This is a genomic window from Pseudomonas sp. F9001 (genome assembly GCF_013385435.1).
Lineage (GTDB): Bacteria > Pseudomonadota > Gammaproteobacteria > Pseudomonadales > Pseudomonadaceae > Aquipseudomonas.
The window spans coordinates 70,598-94,393 of the sequence record NZ_JACAPX010000009.1 but is presented as its reverse complement, the minus strand read 5'-3'; the positions used below and the strand labels follow the sequence as shown (position 1 = coordinate 94,393).

The window sequence follows — 23,796 nt, the reverse complement described above, 5'->3', positions numbered from 1 at the left end:
CCCGGTCATTATCCTGATCGCGATCTTCATGCACTGATCCTCAGGCTTGCTCGGTCCCCATGTGGGAGCGGGCTTGCTCGCGAAAGCGGTGTATCAGTCACATATGGATTGGCTGATACACCGCTTTCGCGAGCAAGCCCGCTCCCACATTTTGTTTTGTGTCGTTGCTGCATTCCGGGCGAAGGCGAAATCTCCGGATTTTGTTAATTGTTGCTTAACCGTCTTTTGGCTAAGCTCCCGTCCCATGAGCCGCTATCTGCGTTTTTTCCTGGTCCTGCTGTTGAGTCTTGCGCTTCCCCTGACCGGGATGGCGGGTGTGCCGTCGAGCACCGAGCCGTGCCCGATGCAGATGTCCGACATGCAGATGATGAGCGACATGGCCCCTGACTGTTGCCAGGACGGCGCAGCCGCCGATCACAGCAAAAGCTGCAAGCCCGGCCAGGAGTGCAAGACCGGCGGCATGCTGCAATTGTCGATGCCGGTGCTCAAGGCCCCGGTAACTGCCTCCAATGCGCTGGTCGTCAGCGTCTCTTCCGACTTCATTCCCGACCGCACGCCGTCCGGCGTCTGGCGCCCGCCCCGTCGCTGAATCCTGTTGCACCTGAAGACTCGTCCCTGAACCGGGACGGCCTTGCTGTGGGCCGCGTAAAGCGGTGCACAGCGCAACAGAACAGGACACTTCAAGATGAATTTCCTATGCGTGCGTGCCCTGGTGATGGGCGTGCTGGCGTGGCCGACGCTGGCGTCTGCGCTGACCCTGGATGAGGCCTTGCGCCTGGCGCAAAACAACGCGCCGTCGCTGACGGCTGAATCCTCCAAATTGCAGGCCGCGACCCAGGCGGCGATTCCGGCCGGCGAACTGCCGGACCCGAAACTGGTAGTAGGCCTGCAAAATTTCCCCGTCGGCGGGCCCAATCGCGGCACGTTGTATGGCGATGACATGACCGAGCAAATGATCGGCATCCAGCAACAAGTGCCCAGCCGCGACAAGCGCAAGGCACGGGTTGAGTTGGCGTCGGCCAGCGTGGACACGGCTGCCGCCGAAGGCCGGATCGAGCGCTTGAATGTGCGTCAGGCCACCGCCCAGGCGTGGATTCGCGCCTATGCGGTGGAGCGTAAAGAGGCGCTGTTCAAGGACTTCTATCAGCAAAATCGCCTGCTGCAAGACACCGTGCGTGCGCAACTGGCCGGCGGTCGCGGGCAGCCTTCCGACGTCGTGATCCCGAAGCAGGAAGCGGCTGACCTGGCCGAGCGCGAGGATGAGCTGATCCAGCAACGCGCCCAGGCCCGGGCGGCCCTCAAGCGCTGGATCGGCTCGGCCGCCAGTGAAGCCCCCAGCGGGCAATTGCCGAACTGGAAAATCGACACCACCGGCTTCACCCACAACCTGCACCAGCACCCGGTTCTGCAAGCCTTTGCACCGCGCACCCGCGAGGCCGAAGCCCGGCTGAACGAGGCCAAGGCGCAAAAGACCTCGGACTGGAGTTGGGAAGTGGACTACCAGCACCGAGGCCGTGAGTACGGCGACATGGTCAGCCTGCAATTCACCTTCGATTTGCCGATCTTCCCCGGTCGCCGACAAAACCCCGGTATCGCCGCCAAGCAGGCCGAACTCGACCAACTGGACGCCGAACGCGAAGCCAAGACCCGTGAGCATACCCAGGAACTCGAAGACGACCTGGCCAACTACCAGCGCCTGGACCGCGCCGTGCAGCGCAGCCAGGACAGCCTGGTGCCGCTGGCCGAGGAGAAATTGTCGCTGAGCCTGGCGGGGTATCGCGCGGGCAAGGGCGACCTGATGAGCGTGGTCAGCGCCCGCCGCGAGTGGGTCGAGGCGCGCTTCAAACAGATTGATGCCATTGAACAGCGCGCCCTGACCGGCGCCCAGCTGTATTTTGCTTACGGGGAACCCGCCAATGAATAACCGAATCGTGAATATGGCCCTGTTGGGCGGCGTCCTGCTGCTGGGTCTGGGTGGCGGCTATTGGCTGGCGCAGACACGCGAGGCACAGCCGGCCATGGTCGGGACGATGCGGGCGCCGGACGAGAAAAAGGCGCTGTACTGGTACGACCCGATGTACCCGCAGCAAAAATTCGACAAGCCGGGCAAGTCGCCCTTCATGGACATGCAACTGGTGCCGCGCTACGCCGGTGGCGCCGAGGAGAGTGCGGCGATTCAGATCGACCCCAGCCTGACCCAGAACATCGGCGTGCGCCTGGCGAGCGTCAGCCGTGGGGTGCTGGCGTCGAGTCTTGAGCTGTCGGGAATCCTCGCCTTCAACGACCGCGATGTGGCGGTGGTGCAGGCGCGCGCTGCCGGATTTGTCGAGCGGGTTTACGCCCGTGCGCCGGGGGATGTGCTCAAGGCTCAGGCGCCCCTGGCGGACATTCTGGTGCCCGAATGGGCCGCCGCTCAGGAAGAGTTCCTTGCTCTGCGACATAGCGATCCAGGTTTGTTGGCTGCCGCCCGCCAGCGTCTGCGCTTGAGCGGAATGCCTGCCGGGTTGATCACGCAGATGGAGCGCAGCGGCCGGGTGCAATCGGTGATGACCATCACCACCCCGCTGGGCGGCGCGTTGCAAACCCTCGACGTACGCGAAGGCATGACCGTCGCGGCGGGCCAAACCCTGGCGCGGGTCAATGGCCTGGGCACCGTGTGGCTGCAGGTCGCCGTGCCTGAAGCCCAGGGCGCCGCGCTGGCCGTTGGGCAAACGGTCGAGAGCCGTTTTGTCGGGTTGCCGGGACAAGTCGTCAAAGGCACCGTCGCCGCGATTCTGCCGGCAACTGCCATGGACAGCCGCACCGTGCAGGTTCGGGTCGAACTGCCCAACCCTGACGGTATGTTGCGCCCCGGTATGACCGCCCAGGTGCGCCTGGCCCAATCCAGCGGCCAATCGGTGCTGTTGCTGCCGAGCGAGGCGTTGATTCGCACCGGCAAACGCGTGCTGGTGATGGTGGCCGAGGAGGGCGGGCGATATCGCCCGGTAGAAGTCCAGGTAGGTGCAGAAAACCAGGACAACACCGTCATCCTCGCCGGCCTGCAGGAAGGCCAGCAGGTGGTGGCCTCCGGTCAATTTCTGCTGGACTCCGAAGCAAGTTTGAAGGGAATTATCACTCAATCGTCCGGCGGTTTTTCAGATGAGGGGGCCATGGACGGCATGAGCATGCAACCGGGAGCCCGGCCATGATCGCCCTGTTGATTCGCTGGTCGGTGGCCAACCGCTTTTTGGTGTTGTTGGCGACTTTATTCGTGACGGCCTGGGGTTTGTGGTCGATCCAGAACACCCCGGTGGATGCCTTGCCGGACCTGTCGGATGTGCAGGTGATCATCCGCACACCGTACCCGGGCCAGGCCCCGCAGATTGTCGAGAACCAGGTCACTTACCCGATGACCACCACCATGCTCTCGGTGCCGGGGGCGAAGACCGTGCGTGGCTTTTCGTTCTTCGGCGACAGCTACGTCTACGTGCTGTTCGACGAGGGCACCGACCTGTATTGGGCGCGCTCGCGGGTGCTGGAATACCTGAGCCAGTTGCAGGCGCGTTTGCCGGCGTCGGCCAAGCCGGCGCTGGGCCCGGATGCCACCGGTGTCGGCTGGATCTACCAGTACGCGCTGGTGGACCGCACCGGCAAACACGACCTGGCGCAACTGCGCTCGTTGCAGGACTGGTTCCTCAAGTTCGAGCTCAAGACCCTGACCAATGTCGCCGAAGTGGCGACCATCGGCGGCCAGGTCAAGCAGTACCAGGTGCAGATCGACCCGCTGGCCCTGGCCAGTCGCGGCATCACCCAGGCCCAAGTGGTGGAAGCCATTGGCAAGGCCAACCAGGAAACCGGCGGTTCGGTGCTGAACATGGGTGAGTCGGAATACATGGTGCGTGCGTCCGGCTACCTGAAAACCCTGGAGGACTTTCGCGGCATTCCCCTGCGGCTCGACACCCACAACGTGCCGGTGACCCTTGGGGATGTAGCGACGATCCAGCTGGGCCCGGACATGCGCCGGGGCATCAGTGAACTGGATGGCGAAGGCGAGGCGGTGGGCGGCGTGGTGATCCTGCGCAGCGGCAAGAACGCCCGCGAGGCCATCGCGGCGGTCAAGACCAAGCTGGAGCAACTGCAAACCAGCCTGCCGCCCGGGGTGGAAATCGTCACCACCTACGATCGCAGCAAACTCATCGATCGCGCCGTGGACAACCTCAGCCACAAGCTGCTCGAAGAGTTCCTGGTGGTGGCGCTGGTGTGCGGGATCTTCCTGTGGCACCTGCGCTCCTCGCTGGTGGCGATCATTTCGTTGCCGGTGGGGGTGTTGATTGCCTTTATCGTCATGCGCTTCCAGGGCATCAACGCGAACATCATGTCCCTGGGCGGGATTGCGATTGCCATCGGCGCGATGGTCGATGGCGCGGTGGTGATGATCGAGAATGCCCACAAGAAAATCGAAGCCTGGCACCACGCGCATCCGAACCAGGAATTGAAGGGGGAGGCGCATTGGAAGGTCATCACCGATGCAGCAGTGGAGGTGGGGCCGGCGTTGTTTTTCTGCCTGCTGATCATCACCTTGTCGTTTATCCCGGTGTTCACCCTGCAAGCCCAGGAAGGCCGCTTGTTCGGGCTGCTGGCCTACACCAAGACCTATGCCATGGCCGCTGCAGCGGGGTTGTCGGTGACCCTGATCCCGGTGCTGATGGGCTACTGGATTCGCGGGCGTATTCCCGATGAGCAACGCAACCCGCTGAATCGCGGCCTGATCAAACTCTACCAACCGGCCCTCGACGCGGTGCTGCGCTGGCCGCGCATGACCTTGCTGGTCGCGCTGCTGATGGTCGCCAGTGCGCTATGGCCAGTGTCGCACCTGGGCGGTGAATTCCTGCCGCCGCTGGATGAGGGTGACCTGTTGTATATGCCGTCGGCGTTGCCTGGTTTGTCGACGCAAACTGCCGGCGCATTGCTGCAACGTACCGACCGCTTGATCAAGAGCGTGCCGGAAGTCGCCCACGTGTTCGGCAAGGCCGGCCGCGCCGAAACCGCCACCGACCCGGCGCCGCTGGAAATGTTCGAAACCACCATCGAGTTCAAGCCGCGAGACCAATGGCGGCCGGGCATGACCCCGGAAAAACTGGTGAAGGAACTCGACCGGGTGGTGCAGGTGCCGGGGCTGACCAACATCTGGATTCCGCCGATCCGCAACCGCATCGACATGCTCGCCACCGGGGTCAAAAGCCCGATCGGCGTGAAGGTCGCGGGTTCCAGCCTGATGGACATCGACGCCGTGACCCAGGCCGTGGAAAAGGTCGCCAAGACGGTGCCCGGCGTCAGCTCGGCGCTGGCGGAACGCCTGACGGGCGGGCGCTACATCGACGTGGATATCGACCGCCCGGCCGCCGCGCGTTATGGCCTGAACATCACCGATGTGCAGTCCATTGTCTCCGGGGCGATTGGCGGGGAAAACATCGGCGAGACCGTCGAAGGCTTGGCGCGGTTTCCCATCAACCTGCGCTACCCGAAAGAATGGCGCGACTCGGTGAGCGCGATGAGCAACCTGCCGATCTATACGCCGTCAGGCAGCCAGATCACCCTGGGCACCGTGGCCAGGATCAAGGTCAGCGAAGGCCCGCCGATGCTCAAGAGCGAAAACGCTCGGCCTTCCGGCTGGGTGTACATTGACGTGCGTGATCGCGACCTGGCGTCGGTGGTGAAGGACTTGCGCGAGGCGATCAACCAGAACGTGCAATTGCAACCGGGCATGAGCCTCAGCTACTCGGGGCAGTTCGAGTTCCTGGAGCGGGCCAATGAACGCCTGAAACTGGTGGTGCCGGCGACTTTGCTGATCATCTTCGTGCTGCTGTACCTGACGTTCCGGCGGGTGGATGAGGCGCTGCTGATCCTCGCCACGTTGCCGTTCGCGCTGACGGGTGGGGTGTGGTTGCTGTACTGGCTGGGCTTCAACCTGTCGGTGGCGACGGGTGTTGGATTTATCGCGTTGGCGGGGGTGTCGGCGGAGTTCGGCGTGATCATGCTGCTGTATTTGAAAAACGCCTGGGCCGAACGCCAGGGAGGAGGGGACCAGGCCCTGCTGGAAGCCATCACCGAAGGTGCCGTATTACGCGTGCGGCCCAAGGCGATGACCGTGGCCGTAATCATCGCCGGCTTGCTGCCGATCCTTTTAGGCGGCGGCACCGGCAGCGAAGTCATGAGCCGGATTGCCGCGCCCATGATTGGCGGCATGCTCACAGCGCCCTTGCTCTCCCTCTTCGTCATCCCGGCGGCATATAGGCTAATGCGCAAATCCAAAAGCTAACGACAATCAAATGTGGGAGCGGGCTTGCTCGCGAAAGCGGTGTGTCAGTCGCCAGATGCCGTGGCTGACCCACCGCGTTCGCGAGCAAGCCCGCTCCCACATTTAGACCTCATTCAGCCTGACCCACCGCTCCTCCTTGGCCGCCACCCGAATCGCCGTGGCCAACCGCTCAATCTCCCAAGCCGCCGCAAAATCCGTCCCGTCACTGCCCTTGCCGGCCAACGCCATCACCAACTCATGCACCTCCAGCGTCTTCAGCTCGTTGTACCCCAACTGATGCCCCGGCGCCGGACTGAACGCCGCATACCCTGGCAACGAAGGCCCCGCCAACACCCGCTGAAACCCCTCCTGCCCAACCCGAAACAGCTGCAATTCATTCAGCCGTTCCTGATCAAACAACAACGTGCCTCGGGTGCCACTGATCTCAAAGCTCAGGTGATTCTTATACCCATGCTTCAGCCAGCTACTGCTCACCGTCCCCCGTGCCCCATTGGCAAACCGCAACAACGCATGCACCTGGTCATCCACCGCAATCTCCCGCAGCGTCTCACTCCCGGCGGTGGCAGGCCGCTGCCCGTGCACCGTTTGCGTATCGGCACACACACTCACCACATCCCCCACCAAATAGCGCGCCATGGACAGTAAATGGCTGCCCAGATCCGCCAACGCACCGCCGGCATGTCCCACCTCACAGCGCCACGACCACGGCGACGCCGAATCCGCCATGAAATCCTCGCTGAACTCCCCCTGAAAACTGATGATCTCCCCCAACTCACCGCGGGCGATCAACTGCCGGGCCAAGCCAATCATCGGGTTGTGCTGATAGTTGTAACCCACCCGCGTCACCACCCCGGCCTTGCTCGCCGCATCACGCATCGCGGCCGCCTGCTCCAGGCTCACCGCCAGCGGCTTCTCGCAATACACCGCCTTGCCTGCCGCCAGTGCAGCCATGGCCATGGGGTAGTGCAAATGGTTGGGAGTAGTGATGGCGACAACATCCACCTTGGGATCGTCAATCAACTGCTGCCAGTCGCCATGGGCCTGGGCAAACCCCCAGTCAGCGGCGCAGCGTATTGCGCGCTCGGTATCGGCATCGGCCAGGGCGGCCAGCGTGAGCTTCACCGGCAGTTCAAACACCGCCCGCGCGTTATTAAACGCCAAGGCGTGGGCACGCCCCATAAAGCCTGTACCAATCAGGCCGATTCCGAGTTCGCGCATAGCCGGGTTCCTTCGAATTATTGTATTGAGAAGCCTATTTATGGAATAAATATTCCCAAAACTCAACACATAGAATAAAAATTCATTCTCAAAGCCCACACCTCACCCCGTGGCGAGGGAGCTTGCTCCCGCTGGGCTGCGCAGCGGCCCCAAAAAGCGTAGGAGCGCTGCGCACTCCAGCGGAAGCAAGCCCCCTCACCCCAACAGCCCCCCTCCACGGATCACCGCCGCTGATAGCACTACATTCAGCACCAACCCAAACCCCTCCAGTTAACAAAACATAACGTAGCGCCGATTGTCAGACGATTCCAAAGCCCGCTAGGATGGCCCAGCTTGCCCAAGGCGCTCTAGATTGCAGGTTTCAGGGCTCCCCGCGGCAAGACGACCTAACAATAATAAATGGGAGAAAGGTCTATGAGTGAGCCTGTCATGGGTGTGGTGTTTTTCCGCCCGAAGGCCACGCGCAGGGTCGCATTGCTGGCCACAGCGCTCTCGTTGCTGGGGGTTGTCGCGTTGTCGACACCGGCCCATGCCGCCACAGAAACCACCGCCGCCGCGGTGTTCGCCATTGACTCCCCCAAGGCCGCCAAAAGCCTGATGATCGACGTGGTCCACGCAGGCAAGCGCCTGGTCGCGGTCGGTGATCGCGGGCACATCCTCTATTCCGACGACCAGGGCGCCACCTGGACCCAAGGCAAAGTCCCCACCCGGCAACTGCTGACCGCCGTATTTTTCGCCGACGACCAACACGGCTGGGCGGTGGGCCATGACGCACAGATCCTCGCCACCACCGACGGCGGCGTGACCTGGACCCAACAATTCCAGGACCTCAAGCGCGAAGCACCGCTGCTCGACGTCTGGTTCAAGGACGCCAGCAACGGCTTTGCCGTGGGTGCCTACGGTGCGCTGATCGAAACCACCGACGGGGGCAAGACCTGGGACGACATCAGCGACCGCCTCGACAACGAAGACCAATACCACCTCAACGCCATCGCCCAGGTGAAAGACGCCGGGCTGTTTATCGTCGGTGAGCAGGGCAGCATGTTCCGCTCCCATGACGAGGGGCAAACCTGGGAAAAACTCGAAGGCCCCTACGAGGGCTCGCTGTTCGGCGTGATCGGCACCGCCCAGGCGCAGACGCTGTTGGCCTACGGCCTGCGTGGCAACCTGTTCCGCTCCACGGATTTTGGCAGCACCTGGGAGCCGGTGGAGCTGAACGCCACTCGTGGCGCGCTGGAATTCGGTTTGTCGGGGGCGACCCTGCTGGACGACGGTTCCATCGTGGTGGTGGGCAACGGTGGCAGCGTGGTGGTCAGCCACGACGACGGCCTGACCTTCAGCGTATTCAATCGCCCGGACCGCATTTCGCTGTCGGCGGTCACCGCGGCGGGCAACGGCAACTTGATTCTGGCGGGGCAGGGCGGCGTTCGCGTGGCCAGTCCAACCGGCGCCGAGCCGACAAAACAATAAGAAGGCGGGGACACAATGAGCAGTCATCACAACGACAAGGCCACGTTTCTCGAGCGCCTGATTTTCAATAACCGCCCGGCAGTCATCACGATCTGCCTGCTGGTGAGTATTTTCCTGTTCTGGCAGGCGACGTTGATTCGCCCGTCCACCAGCTTCGAAAAAATGATCCCCCTCCAGCACCCCTTCATCGAGAGGATGATGGAGCACCGCAACGACCTGGCGAACCTGGGCAACACGGTGCGCATCTCGGTGGAAGCCAAGGACGGTGACATCTTCACGAAGGAGTACATGGAGACCCTGCGCCAGATCAACGACGAGGTGTTCTACATCTCCGGCGTCGACCGCTCCGGCCTCAAGTCCCTGTGGAGCCCCAGCGTGCGCTGGACCGAAGTTACCGAAGAAGGCTTTGCCGGCGGTGAAGTGATCCCGCAGAGCTACAACGGCTCGCCGGAAAGCCTCGACCAGTTGCGCAACAACGTGCTGAAGTCCGGGCAGGTCGGACGGTTGGTGGCCAACGACTTCAAGTCGAGCATCGTCGACATTCCGCTGCTGGAGTCCTATCCGGACCCACAGGACCAGGGCAAGCTGCTGGCCCTGGACTACCGCAAGTTCTCCCATGAGCTCGAAGACAAGATCCGCGACAAGTTCGAAGCGCAGAACCCCAACGTCAAGATCCACATTGTCGGTTTTGCCAAGAAGGTCGGCGACCTGATCGACGGCCTGGTGATGGTGGTGATGTTCTTCGGTATCGCCTTCGTCATCACCCTGGTGCTGCTGCTGTGGTTTACCAACTGCCTGCGCAGTACCGTCGCGGTGTTGAGCACCACGCTGGTGGCGGTGATCTGGCAGCTCGGGCTGATGCATGCCCTGGGTTTCGGGCTGGATCCCTACTCGATGCTCGTGCCGTTCCTGATCTTCGCCATCGGTATTTCCCACGGCGTACAGAAGATCAACGGCATCGCCCTGCAATCCAGTGATGCCGACAACGCCCTGACCGCGGCCCGGCGTACCTTCCGCCAGCTGTTCCTGCCGGGCATGATCGCGATCCTCGCCGATGCGGTCGGTTTTATCACCCTGTTGATCATCGATATCGGCGTGATCCGCGAGCTGGCAATCGGTGCTTCGGTGGGTGTGGCGGTCATCGTGTTCACCAACCTGATCCTGCTGCCGGTGGCGATCTCCTATGTCGGCATCAGCAAACGCGCCATCGCCAAGAGCAAGAAGGATGCGCATCGCGAACACCCGTTCTGGCGCCTGCTGTCGAAGTTCGCCAGCCCCAAGGTCGCGCCGGTGTCGATAGCCCTGGCGCTGATCGCCTTCGGTGGCGGCCTCTGGTACAGCCAGAACCTGAAGATCGGTGACCTCGACCAGGGTGCACCGGAACTGCGTCCTGACTCGCGCTACAACAAGGACAACAACTTCATCATCAACAACTACTCCACCAGCTCCGACGTGCTGGTGGTGATGGTCAAGACTCCGCCCGAAGGCTGCTCGCGGTATGAAGCCATGGCGCCCATCGACCAGTTGATGTGGAAGATGCAGAACACCGAAGGCGTGCAGTCGGCCATCTCGCTGGTCACCGTGTCCAAACAGATGATCAAGGGCATGAACGAGGGCAACCTGAAATGGGAAACCCTGTCGCGCAACCCGGACGTGCTGAACAACTCCATTGCCCGCGCCGATGGCCTGTACAACAACAATTGCTCCCTGGCGCCGGTGCTGGTGTTCCTCAACGACCACAAGGCCGAAACCCTCGACCGCGCGGTGCATGCGGTGCAGGACTTCGCGAAAGAGAACAACAAGGACGGCCTGGAATTCATCCTCGCCGCCGGTAACGCCGGGATCGAGGCGGCCACCAACGAGGTGATCAAGGAGTCCGAGCTGACCATCCTGATCCTGGTGTACCTGTGCGTGGCCACCATGTGCATGATCACCTTCCGCTCGTGGGCGGCGACCCTGTGCATCGTGCTGCCGCTGGTGCTGACCTCGGTGCTGGGCAACGCGCTGATGGCGTTCATGGGCATCGGCGTCAAGGTCGCGACCTTGCCGGTGGTGGCGCTGGGGGTAGGGATCGGCGTGGACTACGGCATCTACATCTACAGCCGCCTGGAGAGTTTCCTGCGGGCCGGCCTGCCGTTGCAGGAAGCCTATTACCAGACGCTCAAGTCCACCGGTAAAGCCGTGCTGTTCACCGGCCTGTGCCTGGCAATCGGCGTATGCACCTGGATCTTCTCGGCCATCAAGTTCCAGGCCGACATGGGTCTGATGCTGACCTTCATGCTGCTGTGGAACATGTTCGGCGCGCTGTGGCTGCTGCCGGCGCTGGCACGCTTCCTGATCAAGCCCGAGAAGCTGGCGGGGCAGAAGGGCAATTCGCTGTTCGCCCACTGATCCAACGCTGTTTGCCAAAACGCCGTGGCCTGTGCCACGGCGTTTTGCATTGCGCGGGCTTAGGCCGATGCAACGATTTGACCTATCATGAGGTCTTTCCTCTTGATGATTGATGGTTATGACTGCCGACACCGCTACCTTGCCCGACGCTTTTGAAGACTGCCAGATGGTCGAAATCGATGGCCTGCACAGCTTCGATTTCAGCCTGGATGACCAGACGTTATTGATCATCTGCATGGACGGTCGCGTCGAGAAGCGCTGGAGTTTCACCCTGGAGCAAGTCAAGGCGGCGACCTTTGATCAAACCCTGCAAAGCTGGACACTTACCGATGACAAGGGCGAACACCGCCTGGTCTGCATGAGCGGCGTCACCGGCAACAATAATGACGAGGATGAAGCGGATGATGATGCGTAAATTCTGGCCCCTGCTGATGGCCGGCAGCGTAGGCGCGATGTCGGTCCAGGCCGCGCCGGTGGACACCTATGAATTGCTGGTCGGCAGCTACACCGCCGGCACCAGCGAAGGTATCTACCGTTTGCAGTTCGACAGCCGTACCGGGCAGTTCAGCGGCCAGCCGGTGCTCGCCGCCAAGGCGGCCAACCCGTCGTGGCTGACCCTGTCCAAGGACCAGAAGCACCTGTTTGTGGTCAACGAAAACGGCCCGGGCCAAAAAGACCCGGTGGGGCGCGTCAGCAGCTACAGCATCGACCCGAAGAACCATCAACTGACCCTGATCAACCAGGTGCAGAGCCTGGGCAACGAGCCGACCCATTCCAGCCTGGCCAGTGACGGGCGCTACCTGTTCGTGGCCAACTATTCGGTGCTGGAAGATCCGGGCGGCAGCCTCGCGGTGCTGCCGCTAGACACCGAAGGCAAGCTGTCGCCGCCGGTGCAGTTGAGCGGGCACCCGGCCAGCCGGGTCAACCCGGAGCGCCAGGCGTCCAACCACGTGCATTCGGTGGTGTCTTCGCCGGACGGCAAGTACGTGTTTGTCCAGGACCTGGGGGCGGACAAGATCTTTGCCTACCACTACGACCCCAAGGCCAACCACGAACTGCCGCTGACCCCGGCCGCCCCTGCGTTTGTGCAATTGCCACCGGGCAGCGGCCCGCGGCACCTGCTGTTCACCGCAGACGGTAAGCACGCGTGGCTGACCACCGAGATGAGCGCGCAAGTGGCGGTGTTCGACTACAACGATGGCAAGCTGACCCAGAAGCAACTGGTCAACTTCGCGGATGGCCAGCCGGTGTCCGACAAGGCCGGTGCTGCACTGCACACCTCAAGCGACGGCAAGTTCCTCTACGTGAGCAACCGTGGCACCGCCAACCAGATGTTGGTGTTTGCCATCGACCCGGCCACTGCGCAGCTCAAAGAGATCCAGCGCCGATCGGTGGAAGGTGACCATCCCCGGGAGTTCGCCCTGGACCCCAGCGGCAAGTTCCTGCTGATCGCCAACCAGAAGAGCAACGAGATTGTGGTCGTCGAGCGCGATCCCAAGACCGGTCTTTTGGGCAAGACCGTGCAGAAACTGGCGATTGATGCCCCCAGCGACCTCAAGTTCCTGGTGCGGCAATAAGCCACAGGCCCCGCAGTGCGGGGCCTGACTTGTTGTATTAATACTATTAATAGCGGCTAGTGTTTCAATGAATTTCTAAGGCTAACCCCTCGGGCGTAAGTTTGGTTCCAAGGCCAACACAGGCCACCAAGCCAACCGAACACAAGGGTTACCGACATGAACTTCAATCTTTTCTCGATCATCGCCGCTTCCGCTGTTTCCGCCACCGTAGCGTTGCCAGCCAGCGCCAGTGTTGAAATCAGCAGCAAAAAAACCAGCACCAGCGCCTACACCCAGAAATACCTGCAACAAAGCGCCAACTTCTACGCAGCGCTGGACCACAAAATCCAGAACTGATCTTGAAGCTGATGAAGATCAAATGTGGGAGCGGGCTTGCTCGCGAAAGCGCCGGGTCAGTCTATACATGGGCTGACTGATACACCGCCTTCGCGAGCAAGCCCGCTCCCACATTTTGTCCTGCGACAGTCTCAGGTTTTTGCCATCGCGGCGATGAACAACGGCGATTCCAGGAAGCGTTGCAACCAGCCCTGCAATCGCGGATAGGGCGCCTGGCCAAACCACTCCCGATCCACATGGGCAAACTGCCGCACAAACGGCGCAAGTGCCACATCCGCCAGGCTCAAATGCCCGGCCAGCAAATACTCCCGCTCCGCCAGCAACCCCTCCAGCCTCATCAAAAACACCTCACCCTCGGCCCGATAATGCTCCGTCGGATACTCCGGATAGCGCTCGGCATACTTGTATCGATTCAATTGATGTTTGAAGCCCTGATCATTCTCTTCAATCAGCGCCTGCGTCGCCCGATCATCCCCAAGCAACCAACCCTCAGGATCGTTCTGTGCCAGTGCCCAGCGCATGATCGCCAGGCTTTCATCGATCACCCGGCCATCCACGCTCAGCACCGGCACCGTGCCTTTGGGTGACAACGCGAGCATCTCCGCCGGCTTGGCCTTGAGGCTGACCTCGATGATCTGCACCGCCAGCCCTGAATACCGCAGGGCCATCCGCGCCCGCATCGCATAGGGGCAACGGCGGAACGAATACAACACGGCCTCGCTCACTTGACCTCCAGGGTGCTCAAGCCATTGCCCTGGCGCTTGACCTGAATCTGCACCGGAATCCGCTCGTGCATTTCCTGCACATGGGAAATCACCGCGACCTTGCGGCCCTGGGCCTGCAAGCCGTCGAGGGCGTCCATCGCCAGTTGCAGCGACTCGGGGTCGAGGCTGCCGAAGCCTTCGTCGATGAACAGCGATTCGATCTTCAACGTGCTCGACGCCATCGACGCCAGGCCCAAGGCCAGCGCCAGCGACACCAGGAATGTCTCGCCACCCGACAACGAATGCACCGAGCGCAATTCGTCGCCCATCTCCGTGTCGAGTACCAGCAGGCCGAGCATGCTGCCGCCGCGCTTGAGGCGGTAGCGGCGCACCAGTTGGCGCAGTTGTACGTTGGCGTGGTGCACCAGCAGGTCGAGGTTGTAGGCCTGGGCGATCTTGCGGAAGGTATCGCCGGTGGCCGAGCCGATCAGCGCATTCAGGCGTGCCCAGCGTTGCCATTCTTCGTAGGCCTTGGCGATCTCTGCTGTCAGGGCCTGGTTGGCATCCTGGCGGCGCTGGTCGTCGGCCTGTTGGGCGCGCAGTTCGGCGCAGTGTTTTTCGCCAATGATCAGCGCGGCATTGAGTTCGGCCAGGGCGCTGTCCAGTTGCTCGGCGTCGAGGTTGCCGTTGTGCAGCGCCTGGTGATCCTTGAGCCGCTGTTCGCGCTCTTGCAGCAACACCTTGGCCTGCTCGATGGCTTTTTCGCTGTGTTGCAGTTGCTGGCGTAGCTCGGCCACCTGCGGCTCATCGAAGGCCACCAGGCGCGCCAGGCCTTCGTCATCGAGTTCCGGGTGCAACGCGCGCCAGTCGCTCAGGCGCGTAGTGAGGGCCGCGTGTTCGGTTTCCAGGGACTGTTGGCGTTCTTGCAGCGACTTGAGGTCGGCGGCCAGTTGGATCAACTGGTTGCGGGTGTCCTGCAACTGCTGGTTGGCCTCGCTCTCATGCTGGCGAGCCTGCTCGACGGCCTGGTCCAGCTGCTGTTGCCAGTGCTCGGCGCTGGGGCTTTCGCCCAGCAGACCGGCGAGCTTTTCCTCGGCCGCGTGTTGCAGGGCGCTCTGTTCGGCGAGCTGTTTGTGCAAAGTCTCCAGCTGCTGCTGGCGATGTTGCTGGCGGTCCTGCTCTTTCTCGATGGCTTGCTGGCGCTGTAGCTGCTCGGCCAATTCTTCCTTTTGGTTGTCGAGCTGTTCCAGGCGCTGGCTGACCTGCTGGTCGAGCAACATGAAGGTCGCCGCCGGCTCGCTGCGCAGGCCTTCGAGGGTCTCGGTGGGCAGCAGGCTGGCGAAGGCGTTGAGTTCTTCGTCCAGGCGTTCGCGGTCGTTGGACAGTTCCCGTTGCTGGTCGATCAGTAACTGGCGCGCCTGTTGGCTGGCGTCCTGGGCGGCTTGCAGTTGTTGCTGCAAACGCCCGGCGTTCTGTTGCAGGTTGAGCAGGGCGCCCTGGCGTTGCTCGTCCTGGGTGAGGCTCTGGCTGAGCTGGCTCAGTTGCTGGGCGAGCCAGGCGTCGCGCTTGGCCGCGTCCTGGTTGAACAGCGAGGCCGACAGCGGATGGGCTTCAAGGCTTGGCAGCAAGGCCTGCAACTGGCTGGCGAGTTGCTCCTGTTGTTGCAGGAATTCCTTTTGCTGGGCGATCAGGCCGCCCACTTCGCCACGCAGGTCAGTGAGTTTTTCCTTGAGCACATCCACGGCTTGCTGCGCGTTGGCTTCTTCGCTTTCGTCGTGGCGGGTCAGGCTTTGCAGCATGGCTTCGGGCTGGTGATACGGGTGCTCGACACTGCCGCACACCGGGCACGGCTGCTCATCCTGCAGCTGGCCGCGCAACTCTTCGACGCTGGCACTGCGGGCCAGGCGCTGGCGCTCCAGCAGTTGCTTGGTGACGGTCAGGGTCTGTTCGGCGACGGCCAACTCGGCCTTGGCCTGCAAGCCGCTCTGGTTCAACAGTTCGCGTTGTTGCTGGGCGAGGGTCTGCTTTTGCGTCAGGGCCTGGCTCTGGCTGTCGAGTTGCTGATGGCTGTTCCACAGCCGCGCCAGGTCCTCAAACGCGCGATGTTGCTTGCGGTTGTCCTGGAGCAGGCTGCCGAGCAACTGGATTTGTTCGGCCACTGCATGGGGTTCGGCGCCGGCTTCGTGGTACAGCAGGTCAAGGGCTTCGCGTTGCTCGGTCCATTTTTCACCGAGACGGGTGGCGCGCTCTTCCAGTTGTGGCAGTTCGGCCTGGCCTTTATTGAGGCGATTGCCGATCAGCATCAGCTGTTGCAAGCGGTCGCGGTAGGCGCTCCAGGCCTCACTCAACGGCGCGAGGGCGGCGCTGCGTTCAAGCTCTGCGGCCAGCCTGTGCAGGCGCTCGGCGACAACTTTCTGCTTGTCGAGCAAGCCGCTCAACGTCGCCTGGCCTTCCACGCAGGCAGCTTCACCCAGCTGTTTCTCTTCGCTGCGTTTGGCCAGTTCGCGGGTCAAGTGGGCGAGGGTGGTTTGCTCCTCGAAGGCCTGGCGCAGCAAGGGCACAGCGTCGGCTTGCTGCTTGAGGGCCTGGGCGAGGGCGGCTTGCACGTCGGCCTGTTGCTGTTGCAGTTGGGTCTGGCGGGTGTGCAGCGCGGTTTGTTGCTCAAGGTGCTGCTGGATCTGCGCGGCAAGGGGCTGCAGCTGCGTGGTCAGTTCGGCCTGGCGGGCGAAGTGGTGACGTTGCGGCGCCAGTTGTTCCAGGCGGCTGAGGTCCAGGCGTTGCGGGCCCTGGCTTGCCCAGTGTTGCTGGGCCTGTTGCAGTTGCTCGACCGCGCCTTGTTGACGCTCCTGCCATTCCCGCAGTTCCTTCAGCCAGGTGTGCTGCAACTCGAGTTGCTTGAGTTGCGCCTGCTGGGTCTTGAGCTGTTGCTGTGCGGCGGCCAGCTGCTCGTCGAGTTCGGCGCGGGCCTCGGGGGCCAGCGGGGTGACGCCGGTTGCCTGGTCCTGCAGGTGTTTGTGGGCGTCCCGGGCGTCCTTGGCCTTGTCGAAGGCGCGGCGACCGAGTTGGGTGTAGAGCGCAGTGTCGGTGAGCTTTTCCAGCAGTTCGCTGCGCTCGTTGTCGTTGGCCTTGAGGAACGCGCTGAACTCACTTTGCGCCAGCAACACCGCGCGGGTGAACTGCTCGAAGTTCAGGCCCAGGGCCAATTCCAGCTGGGTCTTGTATTCGGTTTTCTGGCTGGCCAGCAGCTGCTCGCTGTCCAGGTCGATCAGGCTTTGCCGGCTGGCTTGCAGCTTGCCGCTGGCCTTGTCCCGGGCGCGGTTGGCTTCCCAGCGGGCGCGGTAGCGGCGGCCACTGACGCCGACAAAATCCACTTCGGCATAACCGCCGCCAGTGCCCCGGCGAATCAGGGTGCGTGGGTCACCGATGGAAATATCGGTATCGGCATCCGGCATTTTTGCCTGGCCGGTATCGCCCAGGCGCGGCACGGCGCCAAACAGCGCCAGGCACAGCGCATCGAGCAAGGTACTTTTACCGGCGCCGGTGGGCCCGGTAATCGCGAACAGCCCGGCGCTGGCCAGGGGCTCGGCGGTAAAGTCGATTTCAAACGGCCCGGCCAGGGAGGCGAGGTTTTTCAGGCGAATCGCGAGGATCTTCATGGCTGTTCGCCCTCCTGTTGCACTTCCTGGAGCAGCACGGCGAAGTCCTTCAGGGTCTGTTCGTCCACTTCACTGCCGTAGCTTTCCTGCCAGGCGCGGCTGAACAACTCCTGGGGCGTGAGCTGGTCGAGTTCGATCAGGCGGTCTTCCTGGCTGTCTTCACGGCCTCCGCTACCTGCGTATTCAGCGGCGATGCGCACCAGGCGCACGGCCTTGCCTTGCAGGGCGTTTTCCACCTGCTGGCGCAGGTCGGGCTGCGGTTCGTCGAGGCGCACCCGCACTTCCAGCCACGGTTGGCGCTGGGTTTCGGCCAGCAGGTCGATGTCGGGCAGGTCGGCCAGTTGCTTGAGGATGTCGGCCAGGGGCGCGGCTTCCAGGCGTTGCAGGTTGACCGAGCGCGGGATCAGGCGGGATTCGACGCTGACCAGGATTTCGCCGTCCAGTTGCACGTCGAGGATCTGGTGCTGGTAGCCGATTTCCGAGAATGACAGCGGAATCGGTGAGCCGCAGTAGCGAATCCGCTCCTCGCCATTCACCCGCTGGGGTTTATGCAAATGGCCGAGGGCCACATAGCTGACGGTGGCATCGAACAGGCTGGCCGGCAGCGCTTCGGCATTGCCGATGATCAGGCTGCGCTCGGAGTCTTCCGACACCGAGCCGCCGGCCATGTGCGCATGGCTGATGGCAACCAGTGCCTGGCCCGGCTGGCGCTTGGCATTGGCGGCGGCAATCAGCCATTCATGAACCTGGCCGATGCCCCGCAGGTAATCGTCCCCCAGTTGTGCGCCGGTCACTTCGGCCGGGCGCAGGAACGGCAATGCCAGGCACCAGCCGGCAATTTCACCGTCGGCACCGGGCAATGGAATCAGCAGGCGTTCGACATCCAGTTGTCCGTCATCCAGCCACAGCACCCGGCCCAGGGCGTGGGTGCGCAGGCGGCGCATCAACGGCGCCGGCAGTTCGATGCGCGAGCCGGAGTCGTGGTTGCCGGCGATCATCACGATGGTCAGCGCCGGGTTTTGCTCGTGGGCGCTGATGATGAAGTCATACAGCCGCTCCTGGGCCTTGAGCGGCGGGTTGACCGTATCGAAAATATCGCCGGCGATCAGCAGCACATCCGGGCGATGCAGGCCCAACTGGCCCAGCAGCCAGTCGAGGAAGCAGGCGTGTTCGAAGTCGCGTTCCTGGCCGTGCAGGTTTTGCCCAAGGTGCCAGTCGGAGGTGTGAAACAGACGCAAGGCGATCTCCGTAAAAAAGAGGGTGACCGCTCAAGACAAGGTGGCGGTACGCAGAACCGCCAATTCTACTTTGCAAATGAACCTAGTGCGCGTACGCCCTGCTTTTTGTGGTGAGGAGCTTGCGGTGGTGAAGGAGAGTGCTGTGGTGGGGGAGCTTGCTGTGGTGAGGGAGCAAGCTCCCTCACCACAGCAAGCTGTCTCACACTCATTGAGGTGTCTGGCGAAGTTAAACGTCGCGCATCAAAAGGCCGAAACGCAGGTCCATCTCCGCCGGGATCGGCAAATACACCGTATGCCCGTCACCCGGCGCCACCGCGATGGCCTCGCCCTTGGCGTTGTGCAATGAGCCCAGGTCAAAGTGGAAATTCCCCGCCGGGGTCATCAGTTCCAGGTGATTGCCCACGGCAAAACGGTTCTTGACCTTGACCTCGGCCAGTTCGCCGCGCCGTTCACCGGTCAGTTCGCCGACGAACTGCTGGCGTTCGGACACCGAGCTGCCGTTCTGATAGTTCTGATACTCATCGTGCACGTGCCGGCGCAGGAAACCCTCGGTGTAGCCGCGCTGGGCCAGGGATTCGAGGTTGGTCATCAAGCCCCGGTCAAAGTCGCGCCCGGCCACCGCGTCATCAATCGCCTGGCGATATACCTGGGTGGTGCGGGCGCAGTAAAAGTGGGATTTGGTGCGGCCTTCGATCTTCAACGAGTGCACGCCCATGCGCGTCAGCCGCTCGACGTGCTGCACCGCCCGCAGGTCCTTGGCGTTCATGATGTAGGTGCCGTGTTCATCTTCGAAGGCGGGCATCTGTTCGTCGGGGCGATTGGCCTCCTGCAGCAGGAACACCTGGTCGGTGGGCGCACCGAGGCCCAGGGTCGGCTCGGGCGCATAGTGCTGCACGATGTCGCCGGCGGCGTTTTCCACCGCAGGCGTCGCCTGGTATTTCCAGCGGCAGGCGTTGGTGCAGGTGCCCTGGTTGGCATCCCGCTTGTTCATGTAGCCCGACAGCAGGCAGCGCCCGGAATAGGCCATGCACAGCGCACCGTGCACAAACACTTCCAGCTCCATGGCGGGGACTTGCTGGCGAATCTCGTCGATTTCCTCCAGTGACAACTCCCGGGACAGGATGATCCGGCAGATGCCCTGCGCCTGCCAGAATTCGACGCTGGCCCAGTTCACCGTATTGGCCTGTACCGACAGGTGGATCGGCATGTGTGGGAAGTGTCGGCGCACCAGCATGATCAGGCCCGGGTCGGATATGATCAGCGCATCCGGGCCCATGGCGATCACCGGGGCAAGGTCCTTGAGGAAGGTTTTCAGCTTGGCGTTGTGAGGCGCTATGTTGACCACCACATAGAACCGCTTGCCCTGGGCCTGGGCTTCCTGGATGCCGAGGGCGAGGTTGGCGTGGTCGAACTCGTTATTGCGCACCCGCAGGCTGTAGCGCGGTTGCCCGGCGTAGACGGCATCGGCACCGTAGGCAAAGGCATAACGCATGTTTTTCAGGGTGCCGGCGGGGGCGAGCAGTTCGGGGGCGATAACGGGAGGCATGGGTTCGGGTCGCAAAAGGGCGGCAGGGTAGCCGGGCCGGGTGCGCAGTTTATTGATCCAGGTCTAATAAGTAGGGCACTCGCGGGATTTGCAGTGGACTAAACATCAAGGCGCACATGAGCGCCTGGTGTTTTAGACATGGACCGGACATGAACCAAACCAATCTGCAATTCAAAACCCTGCTGTTACTGCTCGCCCTGGTGACCATCGCGTTTATCTGGATTTTGCTGCCGTTCTACGGCGCGGTGTTCTGGGCGGTGATCCTGGGGATCATCTTTGCGCCGATGCAACGGCGCTTCCAGCAACGTTTTGGCTGGAACCGCAATCTCACATCTCTGGCAACCCTGACGGTGTGCCTGATAATCGCGATTCTGCCGGTGATCATCACCAGTGCCTTGCTGGTGCAGGAGGGCGCGACGCTTTACAAGAACGTCGAGAGCGGCAAGCTCGACGTTGCCGGGTATATCGAGCAGTTCAAGAACTTCCTGCCACCGTATTTCCAGCATCTGCTGGACCGCTTCGGCATGGGCAACCTGGAAGGCCTGCGGGAGAAGATCGTCAAGAGTGCGATGCAGGGCAGCCAGTTTTTTGCGACCCAGGCGTTCAGCTTTGGCCAGGGCACGTTTGATTTCCTGGTGAGCTTTTTCATCATGCTGTACTTGCTGTTCTTCCTGCTGCGCGATGGCCCCGAGCTGGTGCGCAAGGTGCGCACCGCGGTGCCGCTGGCCGAACCGCAGAAGCGTCGCCTGCAATTGAAGTTCAACCGGGTGGTGCGTGCCACGGTGAAAGGCAACGTGCTGGTAGCGGTCACGCAAGGCGCGTTGGGTGGTTTGATCTTCTGGTTCCTGGACATTCCCAGCGCGCTGCTCTGGGCGGTGTTGATGGCGTTTCTGTCGCTGCTGCCGGCGGTGGGCGCGGGGATTGTGTGGGGGCCGGTGGCGGCGTACTTCCTGCTGAGCGGGTCGATCTGGCAGGGCGTGGTGCTCGGGTTGTTCGGGGTATTTGTGATCGGGCTGGTGGACAATGTGCTAAGGCCCATCCTGGTGGGCAAGGACACCCGCATGCCGGATTACCTGATCCTTATCTCAACTTTGGGCGGCCTGTCGATCTTTGGCTTGAACGGCTTTGTCATCGGGCCACTGATTGCTGCGTTGTTCATGTCCAGCTGGGCGCTGTTTGTGGAAACCAAACCGCGGGTGCAACTGCCTTAGGCATGAAAGCAATGCGCCATTTTGACCGACAGGGCCTGGGCGGCCGGTAGTGAAGTGAGTGGGCCGCTGATGGCTTCGCCATCGCGTACCAGGTACCAGCAGGCGAGTAGACCCAGCTCCCGGAGAGAGGCGGGAACGGCACTGCCGATGACAGACATGATTTGAATAGTGGGCATGATGACCTCCGATACGCTATGGAGGTGACATTACGGTGCGTGGGCCTTCAGGGAAAATCAACCTGCTCGATAGTCGACATCACTGTTATCGAGCGACCCTCAGTCAGTCGACCACCTGGTCGAGCATATGCACCACTTCCTGTTCACTGAGCAGGCCCTTGCGCACCAGGTTTTCCGTCAGCAAGGACAGGAACTTGGCGTTGCGATGGCCTTCCAGGGCCTTGAGCTCCGTCAGTACGCTATAGACCTTGCTCGAGGTGCAGAGGCCGGCGGTGCGATGTGGGTTTTGCGTGGGCATGGGCAATCGTCCTTGTTGTTATTGGTCGGACAGTGTTGATAGTGGAAGCCTTTTGAGACACAAACATGACAGCGCAGGCCCCGTTCGGGCAAGCGCCTATTGAGATCAATGATGTGGGATTTGGCCACAGCCATTGTCCTTATAACGACCTTGGCGAGATTTATTCAGACCTGCAGGCCAAAAAAAGGCCCCGCTTTTAGGGCGGAGCCTGTTCAGGTGTATCAGTTGAGGCTTACCAGCCGCGACCGTAATAGCCGTGTGGAGGGCCGTAGTAGCCGCGCGGTGGGCCGTAGTAGACCGGCGCCGGGCGATAATAAACCTGTTGTTGCACATACACAGGCGGTGGCGGTGCGTAGTAGACCGGCGGCGGAGCGGCATACACCGGCTGCGGCTGGACATACACCGGTTGTTGCACGTAGACCGGCCGCGATTGACTGGCGACGATCGAGCCGCCTACCACTGCACCAACAACGGCTCCCAGTGCGAGCGGAGCACCCCAACCACCACCGTGGGCGGAGGCCTGTCCTGCCATAGCGAGTGCGCCGATCAGCAAGGCGATCTTGGGGAGTTTACGAATCATGGTCATTCCTCGGTTAGCCCCTGCGCTCATGGTCTGCAATCAATCGACTCAAGGATTGTCGCGGGGATACTTTTAAGACAGCGTATTTCTAAAAAACAGCACAGCCGATAGGTAAAGGTTGTGTAAGGTCTGTATCGGTTGGCTTACACAAGTGGCCGGGCACAGTGCGTATGATCCATGACAACCCGCCGGCGCGGGTATTCCGTCTATCCGAAACCGCCTCTGGAATGGCTTCAAGGAGTTACCGATGCAGATGAACCCCAACAAGGACACCCAACTGTGCATGTCACTGTCGGCGCGCCCCGGGAACTTTGGCCTGCGCTTTCATAACCACCTGTACGAGCAGTTGGGGTTGAATTTCTACTACAAGGCCTTCAGTAGCCAGGACCTGCCTGGCGCCGTCGGTGGCATTCGGGCCTTGGGCATTCGGGGTTGTGGCGTGTCGATGCCGTTCAAGGAAGCCTGTATTGCCCTGGTGGATGAGCTGGACGATTCGGCGCGGGCCATTGCGTCAATCAATACCATCGTCAACACCAACGGCCATCTGAAGGCTTACAACACCGATTACATCGCTATTGAGCAACTGCTGAAGAAGCATGCAGTGCCCAAGGACTCGACCTTTGCCTTGCGCGGCAGTGGCGGCATGGCCAAGGCCGTGGCCAGCGCATTGCGCGATGGTGGTTACGCCAAGGGCGTGATTGTGGCGCGTAATGAAGTGGCGGGCCCGGCATTGGCCCGGAGCCTGGGTTATGAATGGCAGGCGGAGTTGGGGGCTTTACGTCCGCAGATGCTGATCAACGTCACGCCGGTCGGCATGACGGGCGGGGCGGAAGCTGACCAGTTGGCATTTGAGGCCGACGCGATTGATGCGGCCGAAACGGTGTTCGATGTGGTGGCGATTCCCTCGGAAACGCCACTGATCCTGCGGGGCCGCGCTCAGGGCAAACGCGTGATCACCGGTTTGGAAGTGATCGCCATCCAGGCCTTGGAGCAGTTTGTGCTGTACACCGGCGTACGGCCGACGGATGAGCAGTTTCAGGCGGCGGTGGCGTTTGCCCGAAGCTGAGCATCACCGCTGACATTTGTGGCGAGGGAGC

At 62.0% G+C, this 23,796-nt stretch carries 19 protein-coding genes; 11 read left to right on the top strand and 8 right to left on the bottom strand.

Annotated elements, in window-relative coordinates; translation table 11 throughout:
• The first annotated feature begins 244 nt into the window (after positions 1–244).
• The 4 genes from HX818_RS07550 (at position 245) to HX818_RS07535 (ending at position 6,298) form a co-directional block, all read left to right on the top strand.
• Positions 245–589, top strand: coding sequence for a hypothetical protein (locus tag HX818_RS07550; protein ID WP_087694115.1), 345 nt, complete (start codon positions 245–247; stop codon positions 587–589).
• A gap of 96 nt (positions 590–685) precedes the next feature.
• A complete protein-coding gene (locus HX818_RS07545) occupies positions 686–1,924 on the top strand; it encodes a TolC family protein (RefSeq protein WP_177019749.1) in 1,239 nt (412 codons plus the stop codon).
• Positions 1,917–3,188, top strand: coding sequence for an efflux RND transporter periplasmic adaptor subunit (locus HX818_RS07540; protein WP_177019748.1), 1,272 nt, complete (start codon positions 1,917–1,919; stop codon positions 3,186–3,188). Before HX818_RS07545 ends, HX818_RS07540 begins: the two co-directional genes overlap by 8 nt.
• The gene (locus tag HX818_RS07535; protein ID WP_177019747.1) at positions 3,185–6,298 is read left to right on the top strand and encodes an efflux RND transporter permease subunit; all 3,114 of its coding nucleotides are present in this window, start codon (positions 3,185–3,187) and stop codon (positions 6,296–6,298) included. The genes HX818_RS07540 and HX818_RS07535 overlap by 4 nt, the downstream gene beginning before the upstream one ends.
• A gap of 102 nt (positions 6,299–6,400) precedes the next feature.
• Here the strand turns inward: HX818_RS07535 and HX818_RS07530 are convergent, their stop codons facing one another.
• On the bottom strand, positions 6,401–7,516 hold the full coding sequence (locus HX818_RS07530) for a Gfo/Idh/MocA family protein (protein WP_177019746.1): 1,116 nt from the start codon (positions 7,514–7,516) through the stop codon (positions 6,401–6,403).
• A 429-nt stretch (positions 7,517–7,945) separates the two neighbouring features.
• On the opposite strand from HX818_RS07530, the gene HX818_RS07525 reads away from it, so the two are divergent.
• The 5 genes from HX818_RS07525 to HX818_RS07505 all read left to right on the top strand — a co-directional run bounded on the left by HX818_RS07525 (position 7,946) and on the right by HX818_RS07505 (position 13,290).
• Entirely contained in the window at positions 7,946–8,986 is a 1,041-nt protein-coding gene (locus HX818_RS07525) for a YCF48-related protein (RefSeq protein ID WP_256346323.1), read from the top strand.
• 15 nt (positions 8,987–9,001) lie between these two features.
• Positions 9,002–11,377 carry an RND family transporter gene (locus HX818_RS07520; RefSeq protein ID WP_003211205.1) on the top strand — a complete coding sequence of 792 codons (2,376 nt, stop codon included), beginning with the start codon at positions 9,002–9,004 and terminating at the stop codon, positions 11,375–11,377.
• A 118-nt stretch (positions 11,378–11,495) separates the two neighbouring features.
• Positions 11,496–11,792, top strand: a complete 297-nt coding sequence (locus HX818_RS07515; protein ID WP_008435940.1) for a DUF5629 family protein — start codon at positions 11,496–11,498, stop codon at positions 11,790–11,792.
• Positions 11,779–12,954: a lactonase family protein gene (locus tag HX818_RS07510; protein WP_177019744.1), complete on the top strand. Its 1,176-nt coding sequence runs from the start codon at positions 11,779–11,781 to the stop codon at positions 12,952–12,954. Before HX818_RS07515 ends, HX818_RS07510 begins: the two co-directional genes overlap by 14 nt.
• Before the next feature lie 156 nt (positions 12,955–13,110).
• On the top strand, positions 13,111–13,290 hold the full coding sequence (locus HX818_RS07505; protein WP_003211212.1) for a hypothetical protein: 180 nt from the start codon (positions 13,111–13,113) through the stop codon (positions 13,288–13,290).
• Positions 13,291–13,421: 131 nt separating this feature from the next.
• On the opposite strand, the gene HX818_RS07500 is transcribed toward HX818_RS07505, so the two are convergent.
• From HX818_RS07500 to yegQ, 4 genes are all read right to left on the bottom strand, one after another.
• Positions 13,422–14,015 carry a glutathione S-transferase gene (locus tag HX818_RS07500; RefSeq protein WP_177019743.1) on the bottom strand — a complete coding sequence of 198 codons (594 nt, stop codon included), beginning with the start codon at positions 14,013–14,015 and terminating at the stop codon, positions 13,422–13,424.
• Entirely contained in the window at positions 14,012–17,650 is a 3,639-nt protein-coding gene (locus HX818_RS07495) for an SbcC/MukB-like Walker B domain-containing protein (protein WP_177019742.1), read from the bottom strand. Before HX818_RS07495 ends, HX818_RS07500 begins: the two co-directional genes overlap by 4 nt.
• Positions 17,647–18,888 carry an exonuclease SbcCD subunit D C-terminal domain-containing protein gene (locus HX818_RS07490; RefSeq protein WP_177019741.1) on the bottom strand — a complete coding sequence of 414 codons (1,242 nt, stop codon included), beginning with the start codon at positions 18,886–18,888 and terminating at the stop codon, positions 17,647–17,649. Before HX818_RS07490 ends, HX818_RS07495 begins: the two co-directional genes overlap by 4 nt.
• Before the next feature lie 226 nt (positions 18,889–19,114).
• Complete coding sequence (yegQ, locus tag HX818_RS07485) at positions 19,115–20,434, bottom strand: tRNA 5-hydroxyuridine modification protein YegQ (protein ID WP_177019740.1); 1,320 nt, start codon at positions 20,432–20,434, stop codon at positions 19,115–19,117.
• Between the two features lie 149 nt (positions 20,435–20,583).
• Here yegQ and HX818_RS07480 point away from each other — a divergent pair, with 149 nt between their 5' ends.
• Entirely contained in the window at positions 20,584–21,645 is a 1,062-nt protein-coding gene (locus tag HX818_RS07480) for an AI-2E family transporter (protein WP_087694104.1), read from the top strand.
• Here the strand turns inward: HX818_RS07480 and HX818_RS07475 are convergent.
• The 3 genes from HX818_RS07475 to HX818_RS07465 all read right to left on the bottom strand — a co-directional run bounded on the left by HX818_RS07475 (position 21,642) and on the right by HX818_RS07465 (position 22,705).
• The gene (locus HX818_RS07475) at positions 21,642–21,821 is read right to left on the bottom strand and encodes a hypothetical protein (protein WP_003211225.1); all 180 of its coding nucleotides are present in this window, start codon (positions 21,819–21,821) and stop codon (positions 21,642–21,644) included. The two genes, HX818_RS07480 and HX818_RS07475, sit on opposite strands and share 4 nt — an antisense overlap.
• A gap of 103 nt (positions 21,822–21,924) precedes the next feature.
• Positions 21,925–22,119 carry a hypothetical protein gene (locus HX818_RS07470; protein WP_003211226.1) on the bottom strand — a complete coding sequence of 65 codons (195 nt, stop codon included), beginning with the start codon at positions 22,117–22,119 and terminating at the stop codon, positions 21,925–21,927.
• A gap of 232 nt (positions 22,120–22,351) precedes the next feature.
• On the bottom strand, positions 22,352–22,705 hold the full coding sequence (locus HX818_RS07465; protein WP_008435927.1) for a hypothetical protein: 354 nt from the start codon (positions 22,703–22,705) through the stop codon (positions 22,352–22,354).
• 241 nt (positions 22,706–22,946) lie between these two features.
• Between HX818_RS07465 and HX818_RS07460 the strand changes: the two genes are divergently transcribed.
• Positions 22,947–23,765, top strand: a complete 819-nt coding sequence (locus tag HX818_RS07460) for a shikimate 5-dehydrogenase (RefSeq protein WP_177019739.1) — start codon at positions 22,947–22,949, stop codon at positions 23,763–23,765.
• Positions 23,766–23,796 lie beyond the last annotated feature (31 nt).